This window comes from Dactylosporangium sp. NBC_01737, from assembly GCF_035963215.1.
In the GTDB taxonomy this organism is placed as follows: domain Bacteria; phylum Actinomycetota; class Actinomycetes; order Mycobacteriales; family Micromonosporaceae; genus Dactylosporangium.
Genome location: NZ_CP109153.1, coordinates 9429226 through 9443239, shown reverse-complemented (window position 1 = coordinate 9443239; position 14014 = coordinate 9429226). Strand labels below are relative to the sequence as shown.

The window sequence follows — 14014 nt, the reverse complement described above, 5'->3', positions numbered from 1 at the left end:
GCGACGATGAGAACGCTGCGAGGCGTCGCGGTGAAGGCGGTGACGTCGGTGGTCGTGATCGTGGCCGCCGCGTCCGTCACCTTCTTCGCCCAGCTCGCCGTGCCCGGTGACCGGGCCAACACCCTCATGAACCTGCAGACCGGGCAGGACAAGAAGTGGTCGGCGGAGGAGCTCGCGCCGCTCAACGAACGGTTCGGCTTCGACGACCCCGTCGTCGTGCAGTACCTGGACTACGTCGCCGGGCTCTTCCACGGTGACCTTGGCACCTCGTACACGCAGAAACGGCCGGTGACCGAGATCATCGGCGGGCAGCTGCTGCCGAGCCTGACCCTGACCGGCGCGGCACTGCTCGTCGCGTGGGCCCTGGCGCTCGGCATCACGCTGCTGACGGTCAAGCGCGGCAGGTTCCTCACCAGCCTCGGCACCACCTGGGAGTCGCTGACGGCCAGCCTGCCGCACTACTGGGTCGGGGTCGTGCTGCTGGTGGTCTTCGCGGTGCAGCTGCGGGTGTTCCCGATCATCGGGGGCACCACCGCCCTGGGCACGGTCCTGCCGGTGCTGACCCTGGCGATCCCGCTCGCGGGGTTCCTCGGGCAGGTGACCCGCGACGAGTTCGAGCAGGTCCTGCAGCAGCCGTTCGTGACCACCGCCCGCACCCGAGGCATGTCGGATCTGGGGGTACGGGTGCGGCACGTGCTGCGCCACGCCATCCTCCCGGCCATCACCCTGTCGGGGTGGGCGCTCGGCGCGCTGGTCTCCGGCGCCGTCATCGCGGAGAACATCTTCGGCCGGCCCGGGATCGGCCAGGTGCTCGTCACCGCGGTCAACACCCGCGACCTGCCGACCGTGTCCGGGATCGTGCTGCTGGTCGCCGCCATCTACGTGGTGGCGAACCTGCTGGTCGACCTGGCCTACGCGATCGTCGACCCGCGGCTGCGTGCGGCATGAGCACACTGACACCCGCGCGGTCGCGCACGACGAGGCTGCCGTCCACCGGCACAGTGCTGTCGCTGCTGGTCGTCGCGTTCGTGGTGACCGCCGCGCTCGCCCCGGGCCTGCTCACCGGCCACAGCCCCACCGCGATCGACCTGAGGTCCACGCTGGAGTCGCCGTCATGGGCGCATCCGTTCGGTACCGACGACGCCGGCCGGGACCTGTTCACCCGCGTCGTGCACGGCGCCCGGGAGTCCCTCGGCATCGGCCTCGGCGCGACCGCCCTGGCGTTCGTGATCGCGATCGGGCTCGGGTTCACCGCGGCCCTTGCCGGCGGTGTCGTCGACGCCGCCATCACCCGGGTCCTCGAGGTCGCGTTCGCATTCCCGGCGCTGCTGCTGGCCCTGCTGGTCATCGCCGTGCGCGGCCCGTCCCTGGCGACGTCGATCGTCGCCGTCGGCATCGGGTCGGCGCCCGGGTACGCCCGGATGATCCGCGGCCAGGTCCTCGCGGTGCGGCAGGCCGGGTTCATCGAGGCGGCCGCCGCACTGGGCCACCGGCGGTTCACGGTCATCCGCCGGCACCTGTTCCCGAACGCCATGCGGCCGCTCGTCGCGGTCGCGACCCTCGGCGTCGGCCAGTCGATCGTGTGGGCATCGGCGCTGTCGTTCCTCGGCCTCGGCGTGGCCCCGCCCAGCTCCGAATGGGGCGCCCTGCTCGACGCCGGCCGCCTGCACATCACCACCTCCTGGTGGCTGGAGATCCTGCCCGGCGTCGTCATCGTCCTGGTCGCGATCTCGGTGACCTCACTGGGCCGAACGCTGCAGCACCGACTCGGAGGAGCCGCCCGATGACCACTGTGGACGATCGACCGGTCGGCCGCGCCGACCGGGCGCTGGAGACCGCGACGGACCTGCTGCGGGTGGAGAACCTGCGGGTGTCCTTCGGCGCCGCCGAGGTCGTCGCCGGCATCTCGTTCACCGCCCGGCCCGGGCAGTGCCTCGCCATCGTCGGTGAGTCCGGGTCCGGCAAGAGCGTCACCGCCCGCACCCTCGTCGGGCTGACCGGGCCCGGCGCCCGCGTCACCGCGGACCGGATCGACCTGGCCGGCGCCGACCTGCTGCACACCACCGAACGGGCCTGGCGCGGCCTGCGCGGGCGGCAGATCGGCTTCGTCCTGCAGGACGCCCTGGTCTCCCTCGACCAGCTGCGCCGGGTCGGCGACGAGGTGGCCGAGCCGCTGCGGCTGCACCGGTGGGGCAACCGCGCCGAGCGGGCCACGAAGGCGGTCGAGCTGCTCGCCTCCGTCGGCGTGCCCGAACCCGAGGTCCGAGCCCGGCAGCGGCCGTACGAGCTGTCCGGCGGCCTGCGCCAGCGCGCCCTGATCGCCTCCGCGATCGCCCTGGACCCGCCGCTGCTCATCGCCGACGAGCCGACCACCGCGCTCGACGTCACCGTGCAGGCCCAGGTGCTCGACCTGCTCGCCGCGTCGAAGGAGCGGGGCACGTCGATCATCCTGATCAGCCACGACCTGTCCGTGGTGGCCCGGCTCGCCGACGAGGTCGCCGTCATGCGCGACGGCCTCATCGTCGAGCACGGCCCCGCCGCGCAGGTGCTGCACGACCCGCGGCACGAGTACACCCGGATGCTCCTCGCGGCGATCCCGTCGGAGCACACCCGCGGCAGCCGGCTCAGCGTCAGCGCGGCGTCCACGTCGGGCCGGCGCGCCCGGCGCCCGGTGGACCGGGGGCGGCCGGTGCTCGAGGCGCGCCACCTCACCAAGGTGTTCCGCGGCCCCGACAAGGTCGACCGCACCGTCGTCGACGACGTCTCCTTCGAACTGTTCGGCGGCGAGACCCTCGGCATCGTCGGGGAGTCCGGCTCCGGCAAGACCACCACCGCCCGCATCGCCCTGGCCATCCTGGAGGCGACCGCGGGGGAGGTGCTGCTGCGCGGCGAGCCGTGGTCGGCGCTGAGCACCGACCGGCGCCGGCCGCTGCGCAAACAGGTCGGCGTCGTCTACCAGGACCCGCTGAGCTCCTTCGACCCGCGCTGGTCCGTCGGGCGGATCCTCACCGACGCGCTCACGACCGGCGTCCGGCCGCCCAGCTCCAGGGCGGAGGGCCGGGAACGCGCCGTGCGGCTGCTGGAGCAGGTCGGCCTCACCGAATCCCACCTCACCGCCTCGCCGCTGCGGCTGTCCGGCGGGCAGCGGCAGCGGGTCGCCATCGCCCGGGCCCTCGCCCCGGAACCGTCCGTCATCGTCTGCGACGAACCGGTCTCCGCCCTGGACGTGTCGATCCAGGCCCAGGTCCTCGACCTGCTCACCGACCTGCAGGACGACCTGGGCGTCAGCTACCTGTTCATCTCCCACGACCTCGGGGTGATCCACCACGTGAGCGACCGGATTCTGGTCATGAAGGACGGCCGGGTCGTCGAGCACGGCACCGCCACCGAGGTCTTCGAACGGCCCCGGCACCCGTACACCCAGCAGCTGCTCACCGCAGTGCCACGGCTGGGGGCGGCATGAACGACGTGTTCGGCCCGGTCTTCGCCCGCATCGCCGAGGGCGCCGTGGAACGCGAGGCGGACCGGCGGCTCCCCGTCGACGAGGTCGAGTGGCTGCGGGAGGCGGGCTTCACCAAGCTGCGCGTGCCACGCGAGTACGGCGGGCTCGGCGCGACGATCCCCGAGTTCACCGAGCTGCTCATCGAGCTGGGGCGGGCCGACTCGAACCTGCCCCAGCTGCTGCGCGGGCACATCGGCTTCGTCGAGAGCCGCCTGACCCACGCCGACGGCGAGGTCCGGGAGCGGTGGCTGCGCCGCATCGCCGCGGGCGTCATCGTCGGCAACGCGCAGAGCGAACGCGCGAGCACGTCCTGGTTCGCGCCGGAGACCACGCTCACGCCCGGCAACCGGCTCAACGGCCGCAAGTTCTACTCCACCGGGAGCCTCTTCGCCGACTGGATCCAGACCACGGCCTCCCTCGACACCGGCGGGACCGCGAACGTGCTGGTCCCCGCCTCGGCGCCGGGCGTGACCCGCATCGACGACTGGGACGGCTTCGGCCAGCGGCTCACCGGCAGCGGTACCACCCTCTTCGAGGACGTCGCCGTCGCCGCGGAGGACGTGGAGGTGGTCGACCTCGCCGCCGCCTCCTCGCTCGCCGCCGTGTTCCAGCTGGTACACCTCGCGACCCTCGCCGGGATCGGGCGGGCCGCGGTCGCCGACACCGTCGCGTACGTGGCCGGCCGCACCCGCAACCTGCACAACCCGGCGCACCCGTCGCCCGGCACCGACCCGCAGGTGCAGCAGGTCGTCGGCCGCATCGGCGGTGCGTCGATCGTCGCCGGCGCGGCGGTGGCGGCCGCCGCGGCCGCCCTGGAGGAGGTGCACCGGTCGCACCCGGCCGGGCAGGAACTGCTGGACCGGGCCGACATCGTCGTGTTCGGCGCGCAGGGCGTCGTGGCCCGGCTCGTGCTGGACCTCACCACCGAACTGTTCGACGTCGGCGGGTCCTCCGCCGTCACCGAGCGGTTCCGGCTCGACCGGCACTGGCGCAACGCCCGTACCCTCGCGTCGCACAACCCGGTGATCTACCGTGACAGGATCGTGGGCCAGTACCTCCTGCACGGCACCAGCCCCAGCTCGGCGTACGCGACACTGCGCGAGGGCGTGGGGGAGGGCCCGTGACCCAGGTGCTCGCCCCGGTCCTCGGCCGTGACGAGGCGGTCGCGCTCGCCGCGCGGTTCGCCGCCCGCTTCGCCGCCGGCGCCGCCGATCGTGACGCGCGGCGCACCCTGCCGCTCGCCGAACTCGACGAGCTCAGCGCGTCCGGGCTCCTGGCCGTCACCGTCCCCGCCCGGCACGGCGGCGCCGGGTTGCCCGTCGAGGCCGTGACCGAGGTGATCCGGCTGCTGTCCACCGGCGACCCGAACATCGGCCAGATCCCGCACAGCCACTTCGCCTACGTCAACCAGCTGCGCCTGCAGGGCACCGACGCCCAGCAGCGGCGGCTGTTCGCCGAGGTGCTCGCCGGCCGCCGCTTCGGCAACGCCCAGTCCGAGGCCGGCACGAAACACGTCCGCGACATCAGGACCACCCTGACCGCCGCCGGTCCGGGACGGTGGCGGCTCAACGGCCGCAAGTTCTACGCCACCGGCGCGCTGCTCGCCCACCGCATCCCGGTCCTCGCCCACCTGGGACCGGACGGCCCGCTGCACGTCGCCTGGGTCGACCGGCACGCCGGCGGCGTCGAAGTCATCGACGACTGGGACGGCCTCGGCCAGCGGACCACCGCCAGCGGCTCCGTCGTCCTGCACGACGTCGACGTGCCCGACGAGCTGATCACCCCGTACGCCACCACCTTCGACGGCCCGCAGACCTACGGCGCCTTCGCCCAGGTGCTGCACGCGGCGATCGACGCGGGCATCGCCCGGGCAGCACTCACCGACGCCGCCCGGTTCGTGCGGGACCGCAGCCGCCCCCACCCGGACGCGCAGGTGGACCGCGCCGCCGACGACCCGCTCGTGGTGCACGCGTTCGGCGAGATCGAGCTCGCCACCCGCGCCGGCGAGGCGCTCCTCGCGGAGGCCGCCCGGGCGGTCGACCGGGCCGACGCCGACCTGACCGCCACCACGGCGACGGCCGCGTCCCTCGCCGTCGCCGCGGCCAGGGCCGCCACCGCCCGCGCCGCGCTGGAGGCCGGCAGCCGCCTGTTCGAGGTCGCCGGCACCCGCTCCGCCGCCGCCGGGCTGGGCCTGGACCGGCACTGGCGCAACGCCCGCACCCACACCCTGCACGACCCGGCAGCATGGAAGGTCCAGCACCTCGGTCGCTGGGCCGTCGACGCTATCCCACCCCCGAACCACGGACAGGCGTGATGACAGATCTCAAGTTCCACTGGTTCCTGCCCACCAACGGCGGCGACGGCCGGCAGGTCGTCGGCGGCGGTCACGGCACCCCCGCCGGCGCCGCCGGGCGCCCCGCCTCCGTCGCCTACCTCGGCCAGATCGCCCGCTCCGCCGAGCAGCTCGGCTTCGAGGCCGCGCTCACCCCCACCGGCGCGTGGTGCGAGGACGCCTGGATCACCACCGCCATGGTGGCGTCGGTCTCCGAACGGCTCAAGTTCCTCGTGGCCTTCCGCCCCGGCCTCACCGCACCGTTCCTCGCCGCGCAGATGGCCGGCACCTTCCAGAACCTCTCCGGCGGCCGGCTGCTGCTCAACGTCGTCACCGGCGGGGAGAGCCACGAGCAGCGCATGTACGGCGACTTCCTGGACAAGGACGCCCGCTACGAGCGGTGCGGGGAGTTCCTGTCGATCGTCCGGGACCTGTGGTCCGGCAAGCCCGTCACGTTCGAGGGCGCGCACTTCCAGCTGTCCGACGCGGTCCTGGCCCAGATCCCCGACCCGCTGCCGCTGGTGTACTTCGGCGGCTCGTCACCGGCGGCGCTGGACGTCGCGGCCCGGCACGTCGACGTGTACCTCACCTGGGGCGAGCCGCCGGCCGCCGTCGCGGAGAAGGTCCGCCGGGTCCGTGCCCTCGCCTCCGGCCATGGCCGCTCGCTCGCGTTCGGGCTGCGGGTGCACACCATCGCCCGGGACACCGCGGAGGAGGCCTGGGCGGAGGCGGACCGGCTGCTCGCCGGCATCTCCGAGGAGCAGATCCGCAAGGTCCAGGACGGCCTTCGCCGCAGCGAGTCGGAGGGGCAGAAACGCATGCTCGCGCTCAACGGCGGTACCAAGGACGGCCTGGAGATCCACCCCAACCTGTGGGCCGGGGTCGGGCTGGTCCGCGGCGGCGCCGGCACCGCCCTCGTCGGCAGCCACCAGCAGGTCGCCGACCTCATCGAGCAGTACGCGGAGGCCGGCATCACCGAGTTCGTCCTGTCCGGCTACCCCCATCTGGAGGAGGCGTACCGGTTCGGCGAGGGCGTCCTGCCGGAGCTGACCGCTCGGGGCCGCTGGCATCATCCGGCACCCGGCCGCCGGCCGGTGCCGTCAGTACCGTTCGGCGCGACCCCTAGGAGGACCTCATGAGCATCCAGGTAGCCGTTGTGGTCGGCAACCCCAGGCCGGCCAGCCGTACCCTCGCCGCCGCCACCTACGTCGCGCGGTCGCTGACCGGGGTCGAACCCACCCTGACCGTCGACCTCGCCACGCTCGGCGCGGCGATCCTCGACTGGGCCGACCCGTCGATCGCCTCGCTGGTCGCCTCGGTCGGCGCGGCCGACCTCGTCGTGGTCGCCAGCCCCACCTACAAGGGCACCTACACCGGCCTGCTGAAGCTGTTCCTGGACCGGTTCGCGGGCGGGACCGGGCTGCGCGGCCTGGCGGTGCCGCTGCTGCTCGGCGCCGGCCCGCAGCACGCCCTCGCGGCCGAACTGACCCTGCGGCCGGTGCTCACCGAGATCGGCGCGACCGTCCCCGGCCGCGGCCTGTTCATCATCGACAAGCAACACGACGACCCCGCCGCGTACGCAGACTGGCTGGCGGCCACCCGGCCGATCGTCGCGACCTTCCTGGAGACCCGCGGGGGGCGTGCGTGAGCACCTTGCGGACCAACCAGGACCTCGACCCGGACCGCCTGCGCGAGGTGTTCGGGATCTACCCCAGCGGAGTGGTGGCGGTCGCCGCGCTCGTCGACGGCGTGCCGGTCGGCCTCGCGGCGAGCTCGTTCACGTCGGTGAGCCTCGACCCGCCACTGGTGTCGTTCTGCATCGCCAACACCTCCAAGACGTGGCCGGACCTGCGCCGCGCGCCGCACCTGGGCGTCACGATCCTGGCCGACCACCATTCCACCGTGGCCCGCCAGCTCGCGGGTGCCGTGGAGCGGCGGTTCGAGGGGCTGCCGCTCATCGTGACGGCCGAAGGGGCGGTCACCCTCGACGACGGGCTCGCCCACTTCGACACCACCATCTACAACGAGGTCCCCGCCGGCGACCACACCATCGTGCTGCTGCGCCTCAGCGCCGCCGGCCGGTCCCGGCTGCCCGACCCGTCACCCCTGGTCTTCCACCGCAGCCGCTTCAGCAAGCTGCACACCGCCTGAGACCTCATCAGGTTCGGGTCATGCCCCGCCGGCGCGGCGCCGCTTGCATGGAAGGCGGCGGTCCGCGCGCGATTGGGGAACCAGGTCATGATCCTTCCGAAGGAGCTGGCGGGGCTGCTGCCGCCGGCGTACGACCCGGACTACGTCGAGCACGCCGTCGTGCCGTTCCTGCTGAGCGACCAGTCCGTGGGTGAGCGGCCGTCGCTGCCCATGATCGATGTTGCGCTGAGCAAGCAGGACGCGGCGCCGCCGCACTTCTGGGGCATGCTGTACGACGGATGGGAGCCCGATCCGCAGGACGGCGTCGCGGTCTTCATCCAGGGCTACGAGCAACGGGGCCCGGACAACGAGCGGAAGAAGATCTATCACTCGGCGACCACGCCGGACCTGTACGAGGCCAAGTACGCCGGCAAGGTCCGCGGCTTCATGGCCCGCCTCCTCGGCGAGGCCAACGCCGGCAAGCCGCTCATGCAGCGGTACTACGCGGACTACTTCGACCTCTACTGGGACCTGCACCTCGGCGTCTCGGGTGCGGCGATCCCGGCCGAGGTCCGCCAGATCGGCGCCAGCTTCATCGACGTGCTCGGCCACTGGTACCCGACCTCCGACGTCGTGCACGACAGCGTCATGCGGGTGCGTGAGCTCCGCCCGGCGCTGCGGGAATGGATCGACGGCCGGGTCCAGGCCGTGATCGACGGCGACGTCGCGGCGGCCGACGAGACCTTCGTCTACTACTGGCTGAAGAACGGGGGAGGGGGAGAGCACTTCCGCCGCCAGGACGTCGTCTTCGAGTGCTTCCACAACTTCGTCGCGTTCAGCCAGTGGGGCAACATGGTCTACCAGACCATGGCCGCCCTGGCGCCCGCCGGCGGTGACCCCGCCGTCAGGTCGTGGTTCGCGCAGACGATGCGTGAGCGCCCGGACGAGGCGGACACCGGCGCGTTCACCCCGCTCGACCGGTTCGTGATGGAGCTGTTCCGCACGATCTCACCGAACGCCGGCAGCCTGTCCACAGTGGAGACGAAGGTCGGTGTCACGTCCCGCCGCCACAGCGTCGTCACCCCGCACCCGCCGGTGAGCCGGGACCCACGCCACTGGCGCGATCCGGAGGCGTTCGATCCCGGCCGCTACCTGTCGGCGCCGACGAGCGTGGACAACGACGAGGCGAAGGCCAGGCAGGCCGGGCTCGCCCGCTGCCCCTTCCCGCCCGCGCCGTTCAAGCTCAACGACGGCCGTCAGGCGGAGGTGACCAACAGCGCCTTCGGTGCCGTCTACAGCGTCGTCGACGGCACGGCGCATCCGGTGTGTGACGCGGCCGGCTATGCGCCGTTCGGATTCGGTTACCGCCGGTGCGGCGGGGAGCAGCTCACCGTGGAGTTCCTCAAGGAGTTCCTGCGGACGGTCTGGAACAACGGCATCGAGTTCGTCCGGCTCGACGTCGACGAACCGGTGCGGATGCCCGTCTCCCCGCGCAGCCTCATCGACGACACCATCGGCTTCCAGCGGGTCCGGTGACGTCGCCGGCGCAGCCGGCGTCCCCGTGGCTGTCCGCGCCGCCGGTGCGGCAGGGGCGCGGCGGGGGTCAGGAGGCCAGCAGGGTTGCGAGGAACTTCTGGTGGTCGTGGGCGACGGTGATGTGGACGCCGGAGCCGGGTGCGGGGCGCGATCCCCAGGCGCCGCGCTCACGGTACAGGTCGACCTCGGCCCACTCGGCGATCGACGGGTCGATCGCGCAGCACGCGGCGAGCGGGTCGTGCAGCATCTTGCCGCGCGGGTCGGCCGACTCCCGGTGATGCCCGGCCGGCGCATCGGGACCGTTGAGATACACGTCCATGCCCTGCCAGATCAGGTCCAGGGAGGTGGCGCGGTGGCGGACGGCGGCGACCTCGGCGTGCAGCGCGCGGTCGTAGACGACGCCGTGGCAGACGTTCTTCGACACGAAGCGCTTGCGGGCGATGCTCTCCGCCGCGATCACCGCGAGCGCCGACCTGGGGTCGCCGTTGAGGTTGTACGAGGGGCAGGTCACCAGCCCACGGAACTTCTCCAGCTGACGGTCCTCGGGCACGACACCCGCACCGGCGAAGCCGCCCTGCACGACGACCTCGCCGAGCTGGAATCCCGGCAGGCGCAGCGCGGCGCCGAGGTTCTTCAGGGGTGCCCCGGTGACGAGGGTCGTCGCGGGGCCGCACAGGTCGCGGAGCAGCTCGGGGCCGGACGCCGCGTCCGTCGACGGCGGCATGTCGCCGAAGGCGGCGTAGTGCCATGACGACACGCAGGCGCCGCGCCGGCCGTGGTGGCCCTGCCCCTGGTCGCGGACCTGGTGCGCGAGGTTGAAGGCGCCGACCGGGATCGAGCGACCGAACCAGTCCAGCGCCCGCCGGACCACACCGACCTGGTCGGGTGTGCCCGGCGTGACCGTGACACCGATCAGGTCGACCCGCGGGTGCCCGAGCAGGAGCAGCAGCGTGACGAAGTCGTCCGGGTCGCTGGTCTCCATGTCCCAGATGAGCTCCATCCGTCCCCCTTGTGTGGCCCCGCCAGGTTAGGCGGCGCGCCCCGGGCCGTCATGCGCATTCCGGCGGTCAGGGCCCGCCGAGTGCGGCCATGACGCCGGGGGCGAGCAGGCGGCGGAACGCGGCGTCCATCTGCGCCGGGGTGTGCGGGTCGTTGTCGTCCACCCAGCGGGCCAGCAGGCTGGTGTACGCGCCGACCACGCAGTCGACGATGAGCTCCCGCGGGACGTCGGTCGGGCGGTCGTGCAGTTGCTCGCGGACCAGCTCGCCGATCAGCAGCGCGATGCGGGCCTGCACGACGGAGCCGCCAGCGACGTGGTGCGCTCGGTGCCGGGCGTGACGGCGGTGGAGACCGTGACGACGCTGCCCGCCACGCCGGCCACCGGCGGCGCCGTCCAGGTCCAGCGGACCTACCCCGACGGTGGCCACGGCCGGTTCGTGGTGACCGAGCTGCCCGCCGGCACCACCATGGTCGACTTCGAGCTCATCGCCGGCCGGTGGCTGCGGCCCGACGACACCACCGCGGTCGTGCTCAACCAGAGCGCCGCGACGCGACTCGGCGACCCGGAGGTCGGCGCGTCGGTGAGCATCGCCGTCGACGGCGTCGCCGCCACCTGGCGGGTCGCGGGGGTGGTCGCCGAGGTCGGCGGTCCCGCCACCGCCTACACCGTCCCGGGCGCGGTGCGCGGTACCGCCGCAGCGAACGGCATCCGGATCCGCGCCTCGGGTGACGTCCAAGCGGTCACCGACCGGGTGGAGCGGGCGCTCATGGCCGCCGGTGTACCGGTTGCCGGGACCATGAGCACGACAGAACTGCGCAACGCCCTTGACGGGCACGTGGCCATCTTCATCGCCACACTGATCGCGCTCGCCGCGCTCATGGCCGTCGTCGGCATCCTCGGCCTCGCCTCCACGATGAGCATCGCCGTCACCGAACGCACCCGCGAGTACGGCGTCATGCAGGCCGTCGGCGCCACCCCCAAGGCCATCCGCCGCCTCGTCATCACCGAGAGCGTCCTCACCGGGGCGATCGGCTGCCTGATCGGCGTCGCGCTGGGCGTCCCGCTGTCCGGCGCCGTGGGTGACGTGCTGGGCGAGCTCACCTTCGGCCTGCCGCTGCCCGGCCGGATCTCCCCGGCGGGACTGGCCGTCTGGACCGTCCTGGCCGTCGCCGGCGCCGCCGTCGCGGCACTCGGCGCGGCCCGGCGCGCCGGCCGGCTCACCATCCGCGAAACCCTCAACCACCAGTGAACGGAGCAACCTCATGAACCGTGGCACCCGTATCCTGCTCAAGACGCTCGCCGTGCTCGCCGCGGTCGCCCTCGCCGGGCTCGCCCTGCACTTCACGATCCGCGGCCTGGTGGAGTTGCACGGCGGCTGAACCGGTTTGAGACCTTGCCGGGTCGGGAAGTAGCTCGATGCAGCACAACCCCGGAACCTGGAGGTCTCAGATGACAGTCGGTGGCATCATCTCCGCGATCGTCGTCGGCGCGATCATCGGCGCACTCGGGCGCCTGGTCGTGCCCGGCAAGCAGAACATTCCGATCTGGCTGACCATCGTCATCGGCATCGTGGCCGCGCTGATCGGCACCGCGATCGCCCGGGCGGCCGGCTGGGCCGACACCAGCGGTGTGGACTGGATCGAGATCGCCATCCAGGTCGTGCTGGCCGCGGTCGGCGTGTGGGCCGTCGCGGGCTTCTACGGCCGTCGCCGCAGCGTGTAAGTGGATCCTCAGCGGTTCATCACGAACCTCACGACCTCAGCGGCGCGGACCGGACCCGGTCCGCGCCGCTGCTGCACGGGCCGTCATGGCTGACGCCCACCCGTTACGACTGGCGCTGTCGGTGCGCGGCTTCCGGCGGCTGCTGTCGGTGCGGGCGTGCAGCCAGTTCGGCGACGGCATCTTCCAGGCCGCCCTCGCCGGCAGCGTGGTGTTCAACCCGGAGCGGCAGGCCAGCGCGCTCGCGGTCGCGGTGGCCACGGCGGTCGTGCTACTGCCGTATTCGCTGCTCGGGCCGTATGTCGGGGTGCTGCTGGACCGGTGGAGCCGCCGGTCGGTGATCGTGGCCTCGGCGGTGGTGCGGGCGGTGCTGGTGATCCCGGCGGCGCTGCTGACCGGCGTGGCCGACCAGGGCGTGGGGTTCCTGGCGGTCGCCCTGACGGTGATCGGGCTGAAGCGGTTCTCGCTGGCGGCGATGTCGGCCGCGACCCCGCACGTGGTCGACGAACGGCGGCTGGTCACCGCGAACGCGGTGTCCGGCACGACGGGGTCGATCGCGTTCTCCGCCGGGCTGGGGTGCGCGTTGGTGCTGGTCCAGACGGTGGTGTCCGCGGGCTACCAGGGCTACGGCATCGTCGCCGCGCTGGCACTGGTCTGGTACGTGGTGGCCGCAGTCGTGGGGTACCGGGCGTTCGAGCCGCACCAGCTGGGCCCGGACGTGCGGACGCGACCCCGGGGCGGTCTCGGGGCGGCGGTCGTCGAGGTGGGCCGTGGCATGCTCAGCGGCTTCGGCCACCTGGCGGCCCGGCGCGCGGCGGCGAGCGCGCTGGCGGCGCAGACCGCGTTCCGGGTGCTGTTCGGCATCCTCACCCTCGCCCTGGTCCTGCTGTTCCGCAACTACTTCACCGGTGACGGGGACGTGGAGGGCTCGCTGACCGCGCTCACCGGCGTCTTCGTCACCGGAGCGGTCGGCGTGTTCGTCGGGGCGGCGCTGACCCCGTGGTTCACCCGCCGGATCGGCAGCCGGCAGTGGATCACGGCCGTGCTCACCGTCGCCGCCGTCGCGCTGCTCGGCCTGGGGCTGCCGTTCATCGCCCCGCTGCTGCTGGCCGTGGTGTTCGTGCTCAACGTCGCCGCGCAGAGCGTCAAGATCGTCGTGGACACGCTCATCCAGCAGGAGTACGCCGACGAGTACCGTGGCAGGATCTTCAGCGTCAACGACACGACGTTCAATCTCGCCTACGTCGCCGGCATGTTCCTCGCCGCGGTGACCCTGCCGGAGACCGGACACTCACCGATGATGCTGGTCGCCGTCGCGCTCAGCCTGGCGGCCGTCGCGGCCGGCTATGGGTACGTGACCGGCCGGTGCCCCGCGGAGGATCCCGGCGAGAACGCCGCGACCGCGACGGCATGAGGCCGGGAGCCCATCACTCGTGCTCGGGCGCGCCGGTCACGTGGTGGTCGGCGGCGTGCAGCACCTCGGTCACCAGGCGCCGCACGTGGCCGCCGCGGGCCCGGTACAGCACCCGCCGGCCGTCCCGCCGGGAGCTGACCAGGCCGGCGAGCAGCAGCTTGCCCAGGTGCTGCGACACGGCGGGGCGGGCCGCACCCACGGCGGCGGTGAGCGTGGTGACGTCGTGCTCGCCGTCCCGCAGGAACCACAGCAGCCGCAGCCTGGTCGGGTCGGCGAGCATCCGCAGCGCGGTCACCGCCGCGTCGACCTGTGCGGGGGACGGTGGCTGTTGCCCATCGCCGGCAGTTGCAGCGTTGTCGCGTGCGTACATGAGCACATATC

15 protein-coding genes are annotated in these 14014 nt (G+C 73.0%); 12 read left to right on the top strand and 3 right to left on the bottom strand.

Translation table 11 applies throughout. From position 1 onward, the window contains the following. The first annotated feature begins 6 nt into the window (after positions 1 to 6). The 9 genes from OHA72_RS43155 (at position 7) to OHA72_RS43115 (ending at position 9500) form a co-directional block, all read left to right on the top strand. Positions 7 to 948: an ABC transporter permease gene (locus tag OHA72_RS43155; RefSeq protein WP_327001883.1), complete on the top strand. Its 942-nt coding sequence runs from the start codon at positions 7 to 9 to the stop codon at positions 946 to 948. Beyond that, on the top strand, positions 945 to 1787 hold the full coding sequence (locus OHA72_RS43150; RefSeq protein WP_327001882.1) for an ABC transporter permease: 843 nt from the start codon (positions 945 to 947) through the stop codon (positions 1785 to 1787). Before OHA72_RS43155 ends, OHA72_RS43150 begins: the two co-directional genes overlap by 4 nt. Then, positions 1784 to 3463, top strand: coding sequence for a dipeptide ABC transporter ATP-binding protein (locus OHA72_RS43145; RefSeq protein ID WP_327001881.1), 1680 nt, complete (start codon positions 1784 to 1786; stop codon positions 3461 to 3463). Before OHA72_RS43150 ends, OHA72_RS43145 begins: the two co-directional genes overlap by 4 nt. Further along, positions 3460 to 4626, top strand: a complete 1167-nt coding sequence (locus OHA72_RS43140; RefSeq protein WP_327001880.1) for an acyl-CoA dehydrogenase family protein — start codon at positions 3460 to 3462, stop codon at positions 4624 to 4626. Before OHA72_RS43145 ends, OHA72_RS43140 begins: the two co-directional genes overlap by 4 nt. After that, complete coding sequence (locus OHA72_RS43135; protein WP_327001879.1) at positions 4623 to 5816, top strand: SfnB family sulfur acquisition oxidoreductase; 1194 nt, start codon at positions 4623 to 4625, stop codon at positions 5814 to 5816. The genes OHA72_RS43140 and OHA72_RS43135 overlap by 4 nt, the downstream gene beginning before the upstream one ends. After that, a complete protein-coding gene (locus OHA72_RS43130; RefSeq protein WP_327001878.1) occupies positions 5816 to 6973 on the top strand; it encodes an LLM class flavin-dependent oxidoreductase in 1158 nt (385 codons plus the stop codon). Before OHA72_RS43135 ends, OHA72_RS43130 begins: the two co-directional genes overlap by 1 nt. Further along, positions 6970 to 7482, top strand: a complete 513-nt coding sequence (locus OHA72_RS43125) for an NADPH-dependent FMN reductase (protein ID WP_327001877.1) — start codon at positions 6970 to 6972, stop codon at positions 7480 to 7482. Before OHA72_RS43130 ends, OHA72_RS43125 begins: the two co-directional genes overlap by 4 nt. Further along, positions 7479 to 7985 carry a flavin reductase family protein gene (locus OHA72_RS43120; protein WP_327001876.1) on the top strand — a complete coding sequence of 169 codons (507 nt, stop codon included), beginning with the start codon at positions 7479 to 7481 and terminating at the stop codon, positions 7983 to 7985. The genes OHA72_RS43125 and OHA72_RS43120 overlap by 4 nt, the downstream gene beginning before the upstream one ends. A gap of 87 nt (positions 7986 to 8072) precedes the next feature. Next, positions 8073 to 9500 (top strand): cytochrome P450 family protein, encoded by a 1428-nt coding sequence (locus tag OHA72_RS43115; RefSeq protein WP_327001875.1) that lies wholly within the window; start codon positions 8073 to 8075, stop codon positions 9498 to 9500. Between the two features lie 67 nt (positions 9501 to 9567). Here OHA72_RS43115 and OHA72_RS43110 read toward each other — a convergent pair whose 3' ends face one another. Beyond that, on the bottom strand, positions 9568 to 10500 hold the full coding sequence (locus OHA72_RS43110) for a nucleoside hydrolase (protein WP_327001874.1): 933 nt from the start codon (positions 10498 to 10500) through the stop codon (positions 9568 to 9570). A 67-nt stretch (positions 10501 to 10567) separates the two neighbouring features. Then, complete coding sequence (locus OHA72_RS43105) at positions 10568 to 10795, bottom strand: acyl-CoA-like ligand-binding transcription factor (protein ID WP_327001873.1); 228 nt, start codon at positions 10793 to 10795, stop codon at positions 10568 to 10570. A gap of 39 nt (positions 10796 to 10834) precedes the next feature. Here OHA72_RS43105 and OHA72_RS43100 point away from each other — a divergent pair, with 39 nt between their 5' ends. From OHA72_RS43100 to OHA72_RS43090, 3 genes are all read left to right on the top strand, one after another. After that, the gene (locus tag OHA72_RS43100; protein ID WP_327001872.1) at positions 10835 to 11749 is read left to right on the top strand and encodes an ABC transporter permease; all 915 of its coding nucleotides are present in this window, start codon (positions 10835 to 10837) and stop codon (positions 11747 to 11749) included. Positions 11750 to 11949: 200 nt separating this feature from the next. After that, positions 11950 to 12222: a GlsB/YeaQ/YmgE family stress response membrane protein gene (locus OHA72_RS43095; protein WP_327001871.1), complete on the top strand. Its 273-nt coding sequence runs from the start codon at positions 11950 to 11952 to the stop codon at positions 12220 to 12222. A gap of 85 nt (positions 12223 to 12307) precedes the next feature. After that, positions 12308 to 13633: an MFS transporter gene (locus OHA72_RS43090; RefSeq protein ID WP_327001870.1), complete on the top strand. Its 1326-nt coding sequence runs from the start codon at positions 12308 to 12310 to the stop codon at positions 13631 to 13633. Positions 13634 to 13646: 13 nt separating this feature from the next. Here the strand turns inward: OHA72_RS43090 and OHA72_RS43085 are convergent, their stop codons facing one another. Then, complete coding sequence (locus OHA72_RS43085) at positions 13647 to 14003, bottom strand: ArsR/SmtB family transcription factor (protein WP_327001869.1); 357 nt, start codon at positions 14001 to 14003, stop codon at positions 13647 to 13649. Positions 14004 to 14014 lie beyond the last annotated feature (11 nt).

Excerpts from the sequence above, each read along its gene's own strand:
- OHA72_RS43155 (WP_327001883.1), top strand. The coding sequence starts at position 7 with ATGAGAACGCTGCGAGGCGTCGCGGTGAAGGCGGTGACGTCGGTGGTC.
- OHA72_RS43150 (WP_327001882.1), top strand. The coding sequence starts at position 945 with ATGAGCACACTGACACCCGCGCGGTCGCGCACGACGAGGCTGCCGTCC.
- OHA72_RS43145 (WP_327001881.1), top strand. The coding sequence starts at position 1,784 with ATGACCACTGTGGACGATCGACCGGTCGGCCGCGCCGACCGGGCGCTG.
- OHA72_RS43140 (WP_327001880.1), top strand. The coding sequence starts at position 3,460 with ATGAACGACGTGTTCGGCCCGGTCTTCGCCCGCATCGCCGAGGGCGCC.
- OHA72_RS43130 (WP_327001878.1), top strand. The coding sequence starts at position 5,816 with ATGACAGATCTCAAGTTCCACTGGTTCCTGCCCACCAACGGCGGCGAC.
- OHA72_RS43125 (WP_327001877.1), top strand. The coding sequence starts at position 6,970 with ATGAGCATCCAGGTAGCCGTTGTGGTCGGCAACCCCAGGCCGGCCAGC.
- OHA72_RS43115 (WP_327001875.1), top strand. The coding sequence starts at position 8,073 with ATGATCCTTCCGAAGGAGCTGGCGGGGCTGCTGCCGCCGGCGTACGAC.
- OHA72_RS43110 (WP_327001874.1), bottom strand. The coding sequence starts at position 10,500 with ATGGAGCTCATCTGGGACATGGAGACCAGCGACCCGGACGACTTCGTC.
- OHA72_RS43095 (WP_327001871.1), top strand. The coding sequence starts at position 11,950 with ATGACAGTCGGTGGCATCATCTCCGCGATCGTCGTCGGCGCGATCATC.
- OHA72_RS43090 (WP_327001870.1), top strand. The coding sequence starts at position 12,308 with ATGGCTGACGCCCACCCGTTACGACTGGCGCTGTCGGTGCGCGGCTTC.
- OHA72_RS43085 (WP_327001869.1), bottom strand. The coding sequence starts at position 14,003 with ATGTACGCACGCGACAACGCTGCAACTGCCGGCGATGGGCAACAGCCA.